Source organism: Mucilaginibacter conchicola (assembly GCF_003432115.1).
Taxonomy (GTDB): domain Bacteria; phylum Bacteroidota; class Bacteroidia; order Sphingobacteriales; family Sphingobacteriaceae; genus Mucilaginibacter; species Mucilaginibacter conchicola.
This window is the reverse complement of the sequence record NZ_QWDC01000003.1, coordinates 218,283-233,993: the sequence shown is the minus strand read 5'-3', so window position 1 is coordinate 233,993 and position 15,711 is coordinate 218,283. Positions and strand designations below refer to the sequence as shown.

Genomic DNA, 15,711 nt, shown 5'->3' with positions numbered 1-15,711 from the left:
GGTTTAATTCACTTCCAGTTCGTCCTTACCGGGCAATTTAGGGAACGGCCCGTGTGGCCCCTGCTGGTACCAGAACACTGTTGATGCCAGATCATCCTGCAACGGCAGGTAACGGCCATCTCCTCTCCAGCCTAAGGCCTGCAGCGTAACTTTAAGGCTTTTTTCAAAGCGTATCGGGTCGGCAATGTGCCAGCGGTACAGCCCAAAGCGCTGTGCCACGTTGTACAAACCATCGCCTTTTATTACCTGCGCCAAACCGGTATACGGCCCACTAAACTCGGTGTAACCGCGTGTTTCTTTGCCCTGGTCGTCGCGTTTGCGGGTCTCAAAATTGTATGATCCGCAGAAATAGTCTTCGGTGCCTGTGCCTATAATGGTTGGATACTTGCTGTCTCCATCCATAAAGAACTTAATCTCGCCTTCACCCCACCAACCATTTTTATTTGATCCGTAAGCCAGGTAAGTTCCCACGTACTGGCCCTTGCCTTTTATGCTGTCTACCAACACAAAATCTTTCTTATAGGGCAGCGGGTTTACACGGCGAAACTGTGCATGGAAATAACCTGCATCCTCGGGCACTTTAGTAAGAGTATAATCAACCTGGTAGTAAAGCACCATATCTTCGTTATCGATATTTTCCATAGTGATACGGCATTTTTTGCGGAAAGGCATGGGCCAGTAGCAATTGAAGGCGCTGCCTGGGTTAACGGTTACCGCCATAGAGTTGATCTGTGCATATTTACCCCAGGCCATGCAAAAGAAATCGCCCACGGGTGCTTCTACTGACGGCGTAGCCTCATCATCCCAATACATGCGGATGATGGAATAACGCCAGTTGCCGGTGGGTGTCATCCAGATATGCTGAATAGCGCCCTCGCCGTTTATTTCGGCCACGGTATAAGTGGTGTGCTTTTTTATCACAACGCTTGGGCTCACCTTCCAGGTTTGGCCCAAGTCGCGCGCTGCGTTTTTGCCGGTACCTTCGGTTGCCATGCCGCCTTTTCCCTTCTCACCATTAAAATTCTCGGGACTGATAGAACGGCTTACCGCATCTGATGTGCGGAAAATGCTGCCCATGTTATTATCCAGTCCGTTAAATTTTTGTTGGGCGCGTGCAGAGAGGCCCGTGATGCCAAGCATCAGGCAGAGTAAAAGAAGCTTATTCATAAGTTTATCAGGTTTATAAAGCTAAATGTACAATATCTTTTTTGCTGATGGGGCAACTATGCGGCACTGTGCTGGTTGAGGAATGATATCGAACACTGAATGTTGAATTTTGAATATCGAAGGTAGGTAGTTTGACTAAAGCCGATAACCTTTCCCCGTCTGCCGTCCCATAAATGGGACGGCAATGAATTTGAAATTGCAGCATCATTACCGTTGGCTTCAGCCAACGGTAAATAGAAGGATTTTCACTTCATCATTCTACATTCAACATTCGGTGTTCTACATTTCAAGACTTATTATGGTATCTTTGCAGCTTTTATAAGTTGATATGGCCTGGGCAGAAAAATTTAAGCTGAACAAACAGCTGGTACGATCATTAACCGAAGCGGGGTTTGATAACCCAAAAGAACTACAGCAAAAAACGCTGAGCCGCATTAATGGCGGTCAGGATGTGATCGGTATTGCGCCTGAAGGCGGTGGCAAAACCACTACGCTTGTTTTGGCTACGTTAAACCGTTTTAAACACAGTGCCGATAATGTGCCTGCTGCTCTTATCCTCTCTCCCGACCAGGAAGGGGTTGAAGCCATCAACGAGCGTTTCGATTTGCTCAACCGCAACAAAACCATCCGCATTGTGTTATTGCACACCGGCACCAGCGTTGACCAACAAATGGACGACCTTGCCGAGGGGGCTGATATCGTTATTGCCACGCCTGATCGTGCACGTGCCATCTACCTAAAACTCGGTTTAAACCTTAATAAGGTGGAGCTTTTGGTTATCGATGACGCACATACCATTGTTAAAAAAGGCCTGCAGTTACCAACTACCGAGCTATCAACCAGCATTGGCAAAGCCCAGCGACTGGTTTTTACCGAGGTGATGCACGAGAAGCTGGAGAAAATGATAGATCCGTTTATGCATTTGCCGGCTACTATTGAGGTTGAGGAATTGACCGAGGCGCAGTTAGCGGTAGTTCCGCAGATGCTGTACCATGTGCCTAACTTTGGCACTAAGCTAAACCTGCTTAACCTATTCTTGCAGGATGCTGAAGTGTTTACCAAAACAGTAGTGTTTGCTAACACCCGCGCTACTGTAGAAACCATCTATAAAAACCTTCTGCGTAAAGCAAGGCTGGCAAGTGCTTTTATCAAACCACTATCATACGAAGACCCGAGCGTGCATGACGTTGCCGATTTTATGCGCAACGATAAGCTGCGCGTGCTGTTAATAGCTAACGAACTGGACGAGCAGATAAACCTTGAAGGCGTGCCTTTCATTATCAACTTCGATTTGCCGGCTGATAAAGAAACCTATATTAAACACATTGAAACCCAAGCCAGCGAAGAGGAAAGCGAAACCATTGCTTTAACGTTTGCTACCGACCTTGAGCTTGACCAAATACGCCGCATTGAGCAGGCTACCGGCCAAAAAATGCAAAACTCAGACCTGCCGGATGACCTGGTGATAGAGAAAGACCGCAAGGAGAAAGAAGCCGAAAAAGCAGCCCGCCCTAAGCAGGTGCACAAAGCCGACGATAAGTACGTGCCCGGCCCGGCCTTCCACGAGAAGAAACCGGAGAATGCCAAAACCTATAACATCAGTTCATCAAAAAAGGCAAAGATGAACAAGGCTAAGAAACATTAAGAGTTCAGCTCTTTGTAGTATTCTACATAAAGGTCTTCAACCTTTTGCCGTGCCCATGGGGTTTTGCGCAGGAATTTGAGGCTCGAGTTGATGCTTGGGTTATCCAAAAAGCAGTTGATGCGGATGCGATAACCCATCTCGGGCCAGCCCAGGTGCGCCACCAGCGCTTCGAGTATGGCCTGTAAAGTTTTACCGTGTAAGGGATTGTTGGGTTGATCTGCCATCGTTATAAAATTAAAAAGTCCCGCAAATATGCAGGACTTTTTTGTATTTCTCTGTTATCGCGGAATTTGAGCTTCCTGCAAATCCAATGCTCCGTAGGAGCTTAAGGTTGGTAGCTAATCAATCGCGAATTTAATTGCTCCGTTAGGTGCAATACTCGTGAAGTTGCATACCTGACGGCATGCTGGTCATAATTCATTCGGCCTTCTACCGACCTATTGCACCGATGGTGCAATTTGCGTGTTTGCGATTATTCTATTTCACAACCAACACGCCATCAGCCATAATGCCGATATCGCGTTTTGGTTCTTTGATGGCAGCTATCTCTTCTTTGCTTTTGCCGGCATCAGATGCATAGTGTCTTAAGCGCTCTACCGATGTTTCTTTCACTTTAGCCTTACCTTCAACCACTACGGTTTTGCCCACAATGTTCTGCGGCATAAAATAAGCGTAATCGGTAAACTGTACCATTATCGGCGTGCCATTCGCTTGCTCTAATTTCATAAAGCAGCCTTTCTTTTTGCAAACCTCAACCACGGTGCCGGTAATTTTACCATTGTAAACAGAATCGGTTGAAAGGGTTTTGTTCAGGTCGGCAGTGCTAACTGCGTTATCGGCAGTTACAGGGTTGCCGTATGTTACACCCGCTTCGGCAGGTTTAATAGTTGATTGAGCAAATGCAATGGCGCTAAAGCCAAAGCAAATGGCAAAAAGGATCAGTTTCTTCATAGCTTTATTGTTTGTAAAACAAATATAGGCCTTTATTTCAAATCTTTAAGTGCCTGCTGATATGCTTGCTCCAACTCATAATCAGCCACCGACTGCATTTTTTTGACGCTCAGCTTTATTTCTTTATCCAGTTTTACACCCTGCCCCTGTTTAAAACTACCATCAGAGCCAACCACTTTTACGGCGGTGTAAGCCGCGCCGATGCCGCCCGGATAATCAGTAAAGAACATATTGCCAGTTGCACCGGCAGTCTGCCTGCCTATTACAATCGTGTTGGGGCGGCTTTTTAACGCTGCTGCTACACTTTCTGCCAGGCTTTGGGTATACTCATTCACTAATACGATTAAACGCCCCTTGTAGCGCGGCAAATTCAACGTGTCTGTTGGTGCAGCGTCATGGTCGGTATGGGCGCGGTAGGTACCGGGGTAAAACAGGTCGGTGTTGTAATTGATCTCCTCGCTGCGTTGGTTGCCAAATATACCCGGGCGGTAGATCTGCGTGGTAGGGAAGTAGGGATAATCGCGCATTTCCCATATCACGGTTTTGGCGTTTTGGATAGAATCGTACATCTGTTTAAGTTGTTTGCCATCGGTTATCTTACAGAAGCGTACGTAGAAAATACCGTTGCCCATATCTTCCCAAAGTTTGGGTTGATGCTTTAAACGGTATTGGTAAAGCTCGCCGTATGAGTAGAGCTTCAGTTGCTGCGTGATGAGCTTTCCGTTACGGCGAACAGTCAGCTGAATGCTATTAGCGGTATCCATCCGGAAGAGGTTACGGCCTATCTCGCGGTGCAATACGGCGTTATTGCTACCGGTACAGTATTGCTTTATATAATCTTCACAAGCCTTTATATTTTTATTGTTTATAGAAATTATCTCATCACCCTGTTTAATACCTTGTTTGTTCATAAGCTCACCATACTGGTCATTCGCGACTATGTATTTCCCATCAATGTAATACAGTAAAAAGGGTGCATTTTGCAAACGGTGAGCATAAAACTCTTCCTGTTTAAAGAACGAGTGGCTGTCTTTTATCCTCGCGGTCAGCTTCAGAAATACGCTACGGTACTCGTCCTTATCAGCTGCGTTGATGAACTGCGGAATAAAATCTGCAAGTACCTTATTCCAGTTTGGCGCAAAACCCTGCTTAAACGGATAGAAGTAGTTGATTATATTCCAGTATCTTACCAGAGCCAGCAAGCGATGAGCCTCGTCAGGGTAATCGGGGTTGGTGTATTCTTCTTCTTTAAAATAAACATAATCCAGCGTGTACTTTCCATAACGATTGTCTACATACCGGTTAGAATCGGGGCGATGATGCAGGTACAGATCTGTAAATTCCTGCTTCATTTGAGCAGGGATAGCAAAGGTTTTAATGTCCCCTTCATCAAACACATGGAAAACAGAATCACCTGATGGCTGGCTTAAACTATAATCAACTTTTTGTTTAGGTAATTGGCTGTACCATCTGGTTATAAAACTTTTAAACTCTTCATTATTTTCAATTTTCTTTATAGTTAATAGCGAATTTAACCACTGTTTATCCCAATTGGCAGTGTCATTGGCTACTGCCGGATGATAGAATTTCAAAAATCCCCACACCCTGGCAAAGGTGGCAAGGTTGTTAACCTGCTGCCGGTTTTGGGCCTGCAAAACTCCGGCAGCAAGGGTTAACGGTATGATGATAAGTAAGGCGCGTTTTTTCATGCTACAAAGATGTTTCGCATCCGGCAACGCAAGAAAAGTTTTCGACGAAGCCCTGCCCCTGCCCGTTAAACAAGCTGCGATCTTATTCAACGTGCAAAAGCGTGCGTTCATCGAAAAACTGATTATCTTCATACCGGCAACCTTACTTTTGTACCTATGCCCCGCTCCTACCCTCAGCTCACATACAATCAAAAAAGCCTCATTGCCGAGGCGGCTTACCTTGTGTTCGTTTGTATCGTTAGTCCGTTTGCAACAGGCATGCAGATCTGGGGAACTTTGCCGTTTACATTGAGTCTTGTGTTTCTTAACATCATAAATGCACCCGTAATTATGCTTTATTACAGGGTATATCTGCCTTACACCATCGGTCAAAAGCGCTACCTACTGTTCGCTTTGCTATTTCCTGTTTATATACTGGTTTATGAGCTATGGGGGCGTATTACTATGCTTACTACGATAAGCTTACCATTTATCCCATCGGGCTACCGCGATAACCTGCGATCCGGTCACCCCGAAGATTTTTCACACGGCTATTTCAATCAAACCCTGGGTTATACCAGTTTGGTTTTACTGGCTGCAACGTCTGTTTATGTGATACGCCTGCTGTTTAAAAATCAGCATAACCTCAGCACTGTTGAAACAGAAAAGCTGCGCCTTGAACTGGACCATCTGAAACAGCAGGTACAGCCCCATTTCTTTTTCAATACGCTCAATAATATGTATGCGCTGAGTGTGCAGGCATCACCCAAAACGCCGCAGATGATAGCCGACCTATCGGCCATTATGCGCTACGTACTTTACGATAGCCGGCACGAACGAGTAAGCCTTGAGCGCGAGGTGAATTTTATAAAAAGCTACATTCACCTGGAGAACGTACGCCATGATAAACCCGAAGCCATTGAGTTTTTGATACAGGGCGACATCAGCAAAACAGAAATAGAACCCCTGCTTTTTTTGCCGCTGATAGAGAACACCTTTAAACATTCGCTGCAAAAGAATCTGCCCGATAAATGGGTACGTATGGTGCTGGCTATTGATGAGGATGAACTGATATTCCAAACCAGTAACCCTGTTGCATGGGATGCCAATGACGAACGGCCCGAGGGCGGTGGCATAGGCCTAAAAAACGTAAATAAACGCCTGGAGTTGTTATACCCAAACCGCCATACTCTATCATTGCAGCAGGCAGACAGAATCTATACCGTAACTTTAACGCTACAGCTTAACAAATGATCAATTGCCTTATAGTTGACGATGAACCACTGGCCCGCCAGTTACTGGAAGGCTACATTAGCCAGTTGCCGGGCCTTAATTGCCTGGCTACCTGCCAAAGCGCGGTAGAGGCCTTCGGGATGCTGCATGAGCATAGGGTGGATGTGATGTTTCTGGATATACAGATGCCCGGCATTACTGGCGTTAACTTTATGCGGTCGTTAAAGAATGCCCCGAAAGTGATATTTACCACTGCCTACAGCGAATATGCGGTGGATGCCTTTGAGCTGGAAGCTGTGGACTACCTGCTTAAGCCCATCACTTTTGAACGTTTCCTGAAAGCCATCCAAAAGATAAAACCCGACAATGGACTACCTGTTGATAAACCCGCCGCACCTGCCCCGCCTGATAACACAGGCCATATCTTCCTGAAGGTTGACCGCCGTTTGGTAAAGCTTGACCTAGCTGATATAATCTACATTGAAGCCTACGGTGATTATCTTAAAGTGCATACCGCTCCACAGACCTACGTTACGTACATGACGTTCAACAAAATTGAGCAGTTACTACCGGCCACGGGCTTTATGCGCATCCACCGCTCTACTATGGTGAACACCGCTTATATCCGCTTTATTGAAGGCAATTTTGTGCGCGTAGGTGAACAGGATCTGGCTATAGGGCAATCGTACAGGGAAAGGTTGCTGGGGAGTTTGAATCAGAAGGATGTATCATAGCAATTACTACCTCTTGTCATTTCGAACGAGCGACAGCGAGGAGAAATCTTCTACGCGCAATACTTACGGTGTAGAAGATTTCTCGTCGCCCTTACGCAACACCCCACCCTTCTGCTCGCTCGAAATGACATAGTTGGTTGTTTCCTTCTCCGTTACTGGTCGAAGTTTTCAACTTCGACCTAAAATGCTTCAAGGATTCTCCTTGAGCGTTAAGCTGAAAGCTTAACGCATTTTTGGTCTAAGTTACGCTTCGCTAAACTTAGACCAGTGTTTGAAATGACAGGTTTATTCCTTCACCCTATCACCCTAAACGTCAAATTAACCCTTTCCTTTAACATCTTGGTTGATTTGGGTACCTGGTGCTCCCAGTTGTGCTGCAGGTCGCCTTTCATGATGAGGAGCGAGCCGTTCTCCAGCTCTACCGAGTGGCGCAGCTTATGATCTTCTTTGTGGCGAATATCAAACCGGCGTGCCTGCCCGAAACTTACCGAGGCGATAACAGGGTTACGCCCAAGTTCAGGCTCATCATCGGCGTGCCAGGCTACCGAATCGTTGCCGTTGCGGTAGTAGTTTAGTAACACGCTGTTGAAACGGATACCGGCAGCTTCGTCCACACGTTGTTTTATCTGCAATAGTTCGGGTGTCCAGGGCATGGGGTGATATTTGTTACCGCTGAAGGCATAGGTTCGTTCATTATCGCCGTACCAGGCAGTGAGGCGGGGCGTGTTCAAGGTTTTGCCATACATCTGGATAGTTTCCTGTTTCCAGTCGATGTCTGTTTTAAGCTTTTGGATGAACGAGGTGCTCTCATCCAACGTAAAAAAATTGGCGCGATAGTCCAGTAACTCCAGCGGGAGATGCCTGGTGCTTTGCAAACCGCCATCAAAAAAGCTTAATTGTTCCATCAAAATAATAACAGCATTTCGGCACGAATAGTGTTGTACCTAAGGCGTAAAAATATAAGATAATGAGTTCAGCATTTGTTAAAGAGGGCGACAGTATATGGCTACACGAGATAGGCCCGTCTATGAACGCCCTGATGGTATTCCTTCAGCGCGAAAACAATGGCATACGTGTGTATGAAAGGCGCAATTATTACAGCAGTGTTGAAGGCCGCGATGTTCACCAGATGAGCGATGGCCTCAGCTACGCTAAAACCGACGAGGGCAAATGGTATATTGTTTGGGACTGATCAGGCGGCGTCAACAGCCACATCTTTTTTTATAGTGAAAGTAAATGCAGAACCTTCACCCAAATTGGATTGAACGCTGATAGTGCCCTGGAGTTTCTCTACCAAAAGTTTCACGGTGTACAAACCCAAACCTTTGCCGGGTTTGTTAAAGCAGTCTACCGTGCTTAGGGTTACGGCCTTCTCAAAAATGCGATCGATATCTTTATTAGCAATCCCTACCCCGTTATCGGTTACGGTGAAACTGTGGTGCTCGCCGGCATCGGTAAAGCTTACTTTTATCTGCCCTCTGTCCTTATCGTTATAACGAACTGCGTTGTTCAGCAGGTTCATAAAGATCTGCTCCAAAGCCACGCCCGACGTGGATATGATATGCGTACCTTCTGGTATGCGGATATCAATATTAGCCGGAAATTCGCTCAGGTCTACTATATTTTTCAGCAAAGTGCTCACGCAGATATCCTGCTGGTTCATCAGCAGCATTGATGGCTCTTTAGAGTAGTCGAGCATCTCGTTAAGCAGGTTAATGAGGCGTTTAGCTGCTTTAGATACCATAAGCGCGAGGGCGGTGCTTTTCTCGTCGCCGATATTTTTCAATCTTGCCTCAAGCGCCTGTGCAGTAAGTAAAATACTGCTCATAGGGTTCTTGATATCATGGGCCGCCATGTGCGCAAACTTCTGGATAAAAGTATTAGCCTCTGTTAAGGCCTCATTGCTACGCTCTAACTGGGCAATTTTGCGGCGCAGTTCCATTTGCGTAAGCACCTGCCTGCCAAGGGTATTTAAAGCCTTCAGTTGGGTTTCAGTAAGCTGTTTAGGCTCATGGTCTATCACACAAAGCGAGCCAAGGGCAAAGCCTTCGTCATTAACCAGCGGAACACCGGCATAAAATATCACCTGCGTATCGCCGGTTACCAGCGGATTGTTTTTAAAACGATCGTCCTTACGGGCGTCATTAACCACAAGCGGCTGCGATTGGTCTACTATGGTATGTGCACAGAAGGCATGCTCGCGCGGGGTTTCGGTAAAATCAGTCCCGTGTGCCGATTTAAACCATTGGCGGCTGCCATCTAAAAGGGTTACAAGGGCAATTGGTGTTTGGGCTATCTCAGATGCAAGTGCAGTAAGTTCATCAAAAGCGGCATCTGCTTCCGTATCCATTATATCATAAGTAACGAGCGATTCAAGTCGACCCGCTTCGTTTTGGGGAACAGGATAGGGCGTATTCAAATTAATAGTTTAAAAAGTATTCTAAAGGTAAACTATTTTATTGGTAAAGTAAACCAGAAAGTGCTGCCTTCTCCCGGGGCACTATTTACCCCTATCTGGCCATGGTGTTTCCTGATGATTTCGGCGCTGATGTACAACCCAAGGCCAAGGCCTGAGTTTTTATAACCCGACGCATCTGTTTGATAATAGCGTTCAAATAAATACTGCTGCTTATCTTTTGGAATGCCGGGGCCGGTATCTGAGATAGAAACCCTTACCTCATTGTTGTTTTTCTCAACGTTTAAGATAATATCTTTCGAGTTTGGCGCGTACTTAACTGCATTATTTACCAGGTTAACCACCACCTGATCTATCCGGTGTTCGTCGGCAAAAACTTCCAAATGCTCTTCGCCGGTTAATACCAGGTTATGCTTACCCGCTGCGCGGATATGGCTACAGCAATCATGCATCAGTTTAACAATATCAAAACTTGTTTCTACCAATTGCAACTGGCCCTCGTTCATGCGGCTAAGATTAAGCAGGTCTTCTATCAGGCTGCTTATCTTCTCCATGCTGCGGTTGCTTTGCTCTATTAAACGCGCCATCATGCCCGGCGATGGATTATCCTTCATCCTATCCAGCAATTGCAAAGCTGCCTTTAAACTGGTTACAGGCGTTTTAAGCTCGTGGCTGGCAATACTTATAAAATCGTCTTTTTGTTGATCATAAGCTTTACTCTCAGTAATATCCATCATGGTACCGGCAATGCTCAGCGCTGTGCCGTTGCCATCATAGTAGGCCTGCCCTGTTGAGCGCAACCAGCGTGGGCTGCTGCCATCCATGGGGTTCATCCTAAACTCTATCTGGAAACTCTCTTGGGTTTCTATCGCTTTTTGAATGCTGTTGCGTACGCCGTCAACATACTCCGGCAATATCATCTTAAAAGAATCATCAAAACTCAACGGATGCCCTTTGGGGATGGATTGCAGGCGCAGGGCCTGGTCAGAGAATTTTACTACGCCTGTTTTAATATCAACAGACCATGTACCAATATCTGCCGAATCAATAGCGAGGCGCAACGTATCGCGCGCCTGCTGCAACTCGCGGCGCGAGTTTACCTTATCGGTAATATCTATCACGGTTGCCAATATGGCCTCTACATTACCTTCAGTATCAAACAAAGGGTCATACGAAAAATCAACCATATAATTTACCATACCCATGGCGGTTGAAACGTCAACAGGTATCTCGGGCAGGGCCAGTTTTTTACCTGTATCAAACACACCCTGCAACATATCAGGAAATGGCTGCCCTATCAGTTCGGGGAAAACATCCAGCAATTTCTTGTTGATGACCTGGCCCGGTGTACGGCCCCATATCTCAAACATTGGTTGGTTGGCCAGTTCTATCACCAGGTCGCGCCCTTTTAGTACCGTCATGGCTATAGGGGCTGTCATCACCATGCTGCTGAGGCGGTTTTGGCTTTGTTGCAGGCGCTTGCGCGAGTTTACCTGCTCGGTAACCTCGGTAGCTACTATCAATATGGCATAAACCCCGTCGTTATTATTTTTTAGCGGATGGTATATAAAATCGTAATAGCCCTGATAAAGCTGCCCCTCATGCATGGTCATGGCAGGTGCCTCAGTACCATAGTATTCAACGCCGGTAGTAAATACATCATCCAACAGGCGCAGAAACTCTTGTCCCTGCAACTCGGGTAATGCCTCAATAAGCGGCATCCCGATGATCTCATCCGTACGGCCCCATATATTTAGCACACGTTCGTTAGCCGCTTCAACTACCAAATTGCGCCCGGTAACCAGAGAGATGGCTACCGGTGCCTGCATGATCATATTCCTGAACCTCGATTCGCTTTCACCAAGGTTAAAGTTGGCTTCGTTAAGTTCCTCGTTGGTTGATAGTAGCTCCTCGTTGCTGGCAGCCATTTCCTCGTTACTGGCGGCTAACTCTTCGTTGGCAGCAGCCAGTTCCTCGTTGGTGGCGCTCAGTTCCTCGTTCATGGCCTGCAGTTCGGTCTCCAGGTTATTTTCGCGCTGCCGGGCAAGCACGCGGTCGGTAACATCGTTTGCGGTGTGCAAAATACAGCGTGTACTGCCATCACTGTGCTTAATACCGCGGTATTCAAAATCGTAATAAAATGTTTGCAGCTGGCCATTACGGGTTAGCATGGCGGGCGTATTCTGGCCGGAAATGGTTTCGCCGGTAAGCCACACATTGCGCAGCATATCTATAAACTCCTGTCCCTTTAACGCCGGTACGGCCTCATCAAGCGGCAAACCGATAACATCCCTGCCCACATCCCAAAAACGGAGCATGGCATCTGATGCAGATTGGATAATAACGTCAGTACCAGTGTAAATGGCTGTCGCATTATCTGATAAAGAAAGTATATCCAGAATATCGTCGCTGCTAAGCCGGCGTGGATCGTTGTTCATTAAAGTAGTATGTTGCCGCTAAACTAATAAACTTTAACGCAAAACATAAACTGTTATAACACCTATTTTTAAACTTTTAAGGAATATAAGGTACCCTTAAGCGGTAACCGCCGCGTTTTGCTCCTGCATCTCTTTATAGGTATAAAAATTAGCCACCGGCAAACTGGTATTGTAGCGGATACGCACACGCAGGGCCTTTAAGCCTGATACGCCTTGCAGGTCTTCTACCTCAAGCATCTCTACCTCATCCTCTAACAGTTTGTTGCTTTGCAGGAAGCGGATATAGTTCAGATACTCTACCTCTTCTTCGTGGTTGGAGTAAACAATGGTGATCTTACCCACAGCAGTTAACCTTTGCTGCGAACCCTTTATAAATGCTTTATCGATACGTTTTTTTACAATCTCGAACCTGGCATTGTAGCTGCCATCCACATCAAAACGTTTTTCATCCATACGGAAACGGATTGACATTTGCTGGCTGTAAACCAAAATCAACGAGGTTACATCCAGCGGATAAGGCAGTTTATCTTTCAGGAAACGGTGCTCCAACTCCATCTGGCACATCACCTGCAGTTGCCATAAACGCAGGTTATACAGCTTATTTACATCATAGGGCTTAGCCGGACTAATTGCCTGCCCTATGTACATGTTATGCTCAATACCATCAGTTTTAAAACGCTCATAGTAGTGCGGATAAGCAGCCTGCGCACCAACCTGTGCAAGGTCTAACACCGAGGCCATTTTTTGATTAATGAGTGCTACCGTCTCTTCATATCTGCGGCGATTCATGTGATAGTCGCCGGTTTTATCTGCCTGGGCAAAATAGTTATCAATGGTGTTGCGCTGGGCAACAGTAAGGTTTTTAGCCGACCTTAACAGTGGGTGTATACGTGTTTCTAAATAGTTCTGTATAAATTGTTCGGTATCTGCTTTTAAAGTACTCTGCACGTCCATGGCCAGCTCCTGCAGGTTTTGGATGTTTTGGGTATAGTCTGCGTCTTTTACGCCTACGTGCAATTCTTCAACCAGTGGTATCAGGGCGCCTAATTGCGCACGCAAATCCAGCTGAACGCTATGGTTACGTGTATCTGATGACCCTTTAATATCTATTTGCCCGTAAAGCGGTGCCACATCAGGGAAGGTAACTTCTCTAAGGGTATACTCTTGTTTTTCGGCGCGGGCTTTAATAGCTTTCAGGGCTTCTTTCCTGAATTTCCAGTAAACGCTTGGGTGTATAGTGGTGTACTCGTTCTGGATAAGTGCCTGCACCTGGTTTTGCATAAAGCTGTACTGCCTGTCAATGGTATCGGTAATGTACGGCATTATGATCTCCAACTGATTAGCATTAATACTGTTGAGGTCGCCGGCTTTTTCTGATATAACTTCGATAACGCCCAGCAAATGGCCGTTCTTTACCACCGGTGCCAATATCACGCTTTGCACGCCCTGGTCTAACAGGCGCTGTGCCATCACATTACCGGGATCGGCCTGCAGAAATTTATACACGTTTGATATGGCAAAATACCTCTGCTGCTGCACCAGCTGCTGCATTGATTTTACGCAGATAGATTCAAAGCATTCTTCTTCATCGCCATCCTTTAGCAAATAGCTTTTTAGTTTTGGATTGAAGGTAGCCAGGCTAAACTTATTCTCGGCCTCGTTAAACGAGGTGAAACCCAGCTGAAGATGAGGTATTTTGTATATGGAACGGAAAACTTCCAGTATTTTGGTTTTCAGGTCATCGCCGTAGGCAGCACCTAATAAAGTACCCTTAAGTGCCGATACTGCATTCTCTACCGTGGCATCAAACAGGTTTACAATGGCAAAACCCTTCAGCAACCAGCTGCCGGCAGGGAAATATTTTTTCCATAGCTCAAGGTCGTCAAAGTTATCGCGCAGCAGGTCAATATCTTTAGGGGCTATCTCAACCGCTTTATCGGTTGGGGTAAGCTCCATAAAATCGGCATTGTACAAAATGCGGTAATGTTTCATAATACCCTGTGCGTTGGGGATATCATAAAACAGCGGACGCGAGAAATTGAAGTTGGTGCCGTAGTGCTCGTTAAGAATAATGCAGCAGGTGTTTACATAAACCTGGTGCTCATCAAAATCGCGTATGGTGATGTCAAACTTGGGTCCTGCCTCTTTCAAAATATTCTGCAAACGCCTGGTTGGGTTAAGCAGCACATCCTGGAAAGGAACGGTGATGGCTTTTATCTCGTTATCGGTTAATATCGCCGGGAAAAGATCGGCCAGTAGCTCGGTAATAATGTCAGTATGTTTTTCAATCCATTTTGCATCAGCAGTGCCCTCGCGCAGTTCGGGATGCTCATCAGCCAGTTGTACCAACTGCTGTGCCCGTTGCGCAGTAAGGCCGTTGCCGCTTGCAGCAACCTGCTCCAGATGCTCTATCACCATGTGAAAGGAGATGCTCATCTGCAATGGACTATCTGTATATCTTTTAAGATTCATGCTCAGTTTAGCGCGCTTAATAGCTTTGCGCCAATAAATTATAATACAAAATTAGATAATATTATATACGATAATATTACGTTTTCGATTTTTGACTTTAATAGGATGAACGATTGAGGCGGACTTATCTTTTAAATTAGTTTGAGCTTCATCAACTCACCCCGACATCGATACGCTTGTCGCCCCTCTCTACGCAAGCGTAAAGAGGGGTTGGAATGTTTAATCTTCGCTCCTCTACCCTCTTTTCGCGCAGCGAAGAGAGGGTCGCGCACGAAGTGCCGCGGGGTGAGTCAAATCTACTTTCTGATAGGTTGCAATAACAATGCCGTGCCGGTTCCCAGGATAGCGCCTGCCGTTACGTCGGTTGGGTAGTGTACACCCAGGTACATGCGCGAGTATGCCACCGACCCCGCCCATAAAAACGAGGGCGCAATAACATACCATTTTGGATAAGCATTAGACAGCGCCATGGCTGTTGAAAATGTACTTGTAGCATGCCCAGATGGGAACGATGTGCTGCTTGCGCGATAAACCGGTACGATATTTATATTCTGCACAAACGGACGGGGGCGTTTAACCAGGTGCTTAATGAGCAACATGGCACCGTAAGAGATAGCTGTGCTGCTGGCAATATACAATGCATTTTGGCGCATTTGTTTATCATTGCTGATGATGCCGCCAACCAGTAGGCCTGCGGGCACGCCTACATCAACGTACTTGTAGCTTTTTGACAGGAACATCATCACATCGGTTTGCCCCGGTGTGCGGCTGGCAGCCAGATCAAGCATTATCTTGTCATCAAATTGTTGAATTTGCGACTGCGCGCGAGCTTTATTTGCCTCAAATACAAGCAAAAAACAGCAAACGAGTGCAATAAGCGTACAGATATATCGGTTGGCGTTCAGCTTCATTAAGCGTTGGCTGATATTATTTTTTATTTTTACCAAAGTAAATAATATTTACACTT

Annotated in this window: 13 protein-coding genes; 4 read left to right on the top strand and 9 right to left on the bottom strand. The window is 46.1% G+C overall.

What is annotated here, in order from left to right; translation table 11 throughout:
- Positions 1-3: 3 nt before the first annotated feature.
- Positions 4-1,167: a glycoside hydrolase family 172 protein gene (locus D0C36_RS17610; RefSeq protein WP_117392978.1), complete on the bottom strand. Its 1,164-nt coding sequence runs from the start codon at positions 1,165-1,167 to the stop codon at positions 4-6.
- 328 nt (positions 1,168-1,495) lie between these two features.
- Between D0C36_RS17610 and D0C36_RS17605 the strand changes: the two genes are divergently transcribed.
- The gene (locus D0C36_RS17605; protein WP_117392977.1) at positions 1,496-2,812 is read left to right on the top strand and encodes a DEAD/DEAH box helicase; all 1,317 of its coding nucleotides are present in this window, start codon (positions 1,496-1,498) and stop codon (positions 2,810-2,812) included.
- Here D0C36_RS17605 and D0C36_RS17600 read toward each other — a convergent pair.
- From D0C36_RS17600 to D0C36_RS17590, 3 genes are all read right to left on the bottom strand, one after another.
- On the bottom strand, positions 2,809-3,036 hold the full coding sequence (locus tag D0C36_RS17600) for a VF530 family protein (protein WP_117392976.1): 228 nt from the start codon (positions 3,034-3,036) through the stop codon (positions 2,809-2,811). The two genes, D0C36_RS17605 and D0C36_RS17600, sit on opposite strands and share 4 nt — an antisense overlap.
- 253 nt (positions 3,037-3,289) lie before the next feature.
- Complete coding sequence (locus D0C36_RS17595) at positions 3,290-3,763, bottom strand: DUF4920 domain-containing protein (RefSeq protein ID WP_117392975.1); 474 nt, start codon at positions 3,761-3,763, stop codon at positions 3,290-3,292.
- 32 nt (positions 3,764-3,795) lie between these two features.
- Positions 3,796-5,472 (bottom strand): S41 family peptidase, encoded by a 1,677-nt coding sequence (locus D0C36_RS17590; protein WP_158557141.1) that lies wholly within the window; start codon positions 5,470-5,472, stop codon positions 3,796-3,798.
- Positions 5,473-5,628: 156 nt separating this feature from the next.
- Here D0C36_RS17590 and D0C36_RS17585 point away from each other — a divergent pair, with 156 nt between their 5' ends.
- Positions 5,629-6,705, top strand: coding sequence for a sensor histidine kinase (locus tag D0C36_RS17585; RefSeq protein ID WP_117392973.1), 1,077 nt, complete (start codon positions 5,629-5,631; stop codon positions 6,703-6,705).
- Positions 6,702-7,418, top strand: a complete 717-nt coding sequence (locus D0C36_RS17580; RefSeq protein ID WP_117392972.1) for a LytR/AlgR family response regulator transcription factor — start codon at positions 6,702-6,704, stop codon at positions 7,416-7,418. The genes D0C36_RS17585 and D0C36_RS17580 overlap by 4 nt, the downstream gene beginning before the upstream one ends.
- Positions 7,419-7,711: 293 nt before the next feature.
- Here the strand turns inward: D0C36_RS17580 and D0C36_RS17575 are convergent, their stop codons facing one another.
- Entirely contained in the window at positions 7,712-8,323 is a 612-nt protein-coding gene (locus D0C36_RS17575) for an alpha-ketoglutarate-dependent dioxygenase AlkB family protein (RefSeq protein ID WP_117392971.1), read from the bottom strand.
- 62 nt (positions 8,324-8,385) lie between these two features.
- Here D0C36_RS17575 and D0C36_RS17570 point away from each other — a divergent pair, with 62 nt between their 5' ends.
- Positions 8,386-8,610, top strand: a complete 225-nt coding sequence (locus D0C36_RS17570; RefSeq protein WP_117392970.1) for a hypothetical protein — start codon at positions 8,386-8,388, stop codon at positions 8,608-8,610.
- Here D0C36_RS17570 and D0C36_RS17565 read toward each other — a convergent pair whose 3' ends face one another.
- The 4 genes from D0C36_RS17565 to D0C36_RS17550 all read right to left on the bottom strand — a co-directional run bounded on the left by D0C36_RS17565 (position 8,611) and on the right by D0C36_RS17550 (position 15,655).
- A complete protein-coding gene (locus D0C36_RS17565; RefSeq protein ID WP_117392969.1) occupies positions 8,611-9,768 on the bottom strand; it encodes a sensor histidine kinase in 1,158 nt (385 codons plus the stop codon).
- A gap of 101 nt (positions 9,769-9,869) precedes the next feature.
- A complete protein-coding gene (locus tag D0C36_RS17560) occupies positions 9,870-12,272 on the bottom strand; it encodes a PAS domain-containing protein (RefSeq protein WP_117392968.1) in 2,403 nt (800 codons plus the stop codon).
- Between the two features lie 96 nt (positions 12,273-12,368).
- Positions 12,369-14,744: a GAF domain-containing protein gene (locus D0C36_RS17555; RefSeq protein WP_117392967.1), complete on the bottom strand. Its 2,376-nt coding sequence runs from the start codon at positions 14,742-14,744 to the stop codon at positions 12,369-12,371.
- Between the two features lie 296 nt (positions 14,745-15,040).
- On the bottom strand, positions 15,041-15,655 hold the full coding sequence (locus D0C36_RS17550) for a phosphatase PAP2 family protein (RefSeq protein WP_199502055.1): 615 nt from the start codon (positions 15,653-15,655) through the stop codon (positions 15,041-15,043).
- Between the last annotated feature and the right edge of the window lie 56 nt (positions 15,656-15,711).

Bases quoted from the DNA above. Each gene is read 5' to 3' on its own strand.
- D0C36_RS17560 (WP_117392968.1), bottom strand. From the start codon at position 12,272: ATGAACAACGATCCACGCCGGCTTAGCAGCGACGATATTCTGGATATA.
- D0C36_RS17555 (WP_117392967.1), bottom strand. From the start codon at position 14,744: ATGAATCTTAAAAGATATACAGATAGTCCATTGCAGATGAGCATCTCC.
- D0C36_RS17585 (WP_117392973.1), top strand. From the start codon at position 5,629: ATGCCCCGCTCCTACCCTCAGCTCACATACAATCAAAAAAGCCTCATT.
- D0C36_RS17550 (WP_199502055.1), bottom strand. From the start codon at position 15,655: ATGAAGCTGAACGCCAACCGATATATCTGTACGCTTATTGCACTCGTT.
- D0C36_RS17570 (WP_117392970.1), top strand. From the start codon at position 8,386: ATGAGTTCAGCATTTGTTAAAGAGGGCGACAGTATATGGCTACACGAG.
- D0C36_RS17610 (WP_117392978.1), bottom strand. From the start codon at position 1,167: ATGAATAAGCTTCTTTTACTCTGCCTGATGCTTGGCATCACGGGCCTC.
- D0C36_RS17605 (WP_117392977.1), top strand. From the start codon at position 1,496: ATGGCCTGGGCAGAAAAATTTAAGCTGAACAAACAGCTGGTACGATCA.
- D0C36_RS17590 (WP_158557141.1), bottom strand. From the start codon at position 5,472: ATGAAAAAACGCGCCTTACTTATCATCATACCGTTAACCCTTGCTGCC.
- D0C36_RS17600 (WP_117392976.1), bottom strand. From the start codon at position 3,036: ATGGCAGATCAACCCAACAATCCCTTACACGGTAAAACTTTACAGGCC.
- D0C36_RS17565 (WP_117392969.1), bottom strand. From the start codon at position 9,768: ATGGATACGGAAGCAGATGCCGCTTTTGATGAACTTACTGCACTTGCA.
- D0C36_RS17580 (WP_117392972.1), top strand. From the start codon at position 6,702: ATGATCAATTGCCTTATAGTTGACGATGAACCACTGGCCCGCCAGTTA.
- D0C36_RS17595 (WP_117392975.1), bottom strand. From the start codon at position 3,763: ATGAAGAAACTGATCCTTTTTGCCATTTGCTTTGGCTTTAGCGCCATT.
- D0C36_RS17575 (WP_117392971.1), bottom strand. From the start codon at position 8,323: ATGGAACAATTAAGCTTTTTTGATGGCGGTTTGCAAAGCACCAGGCAT.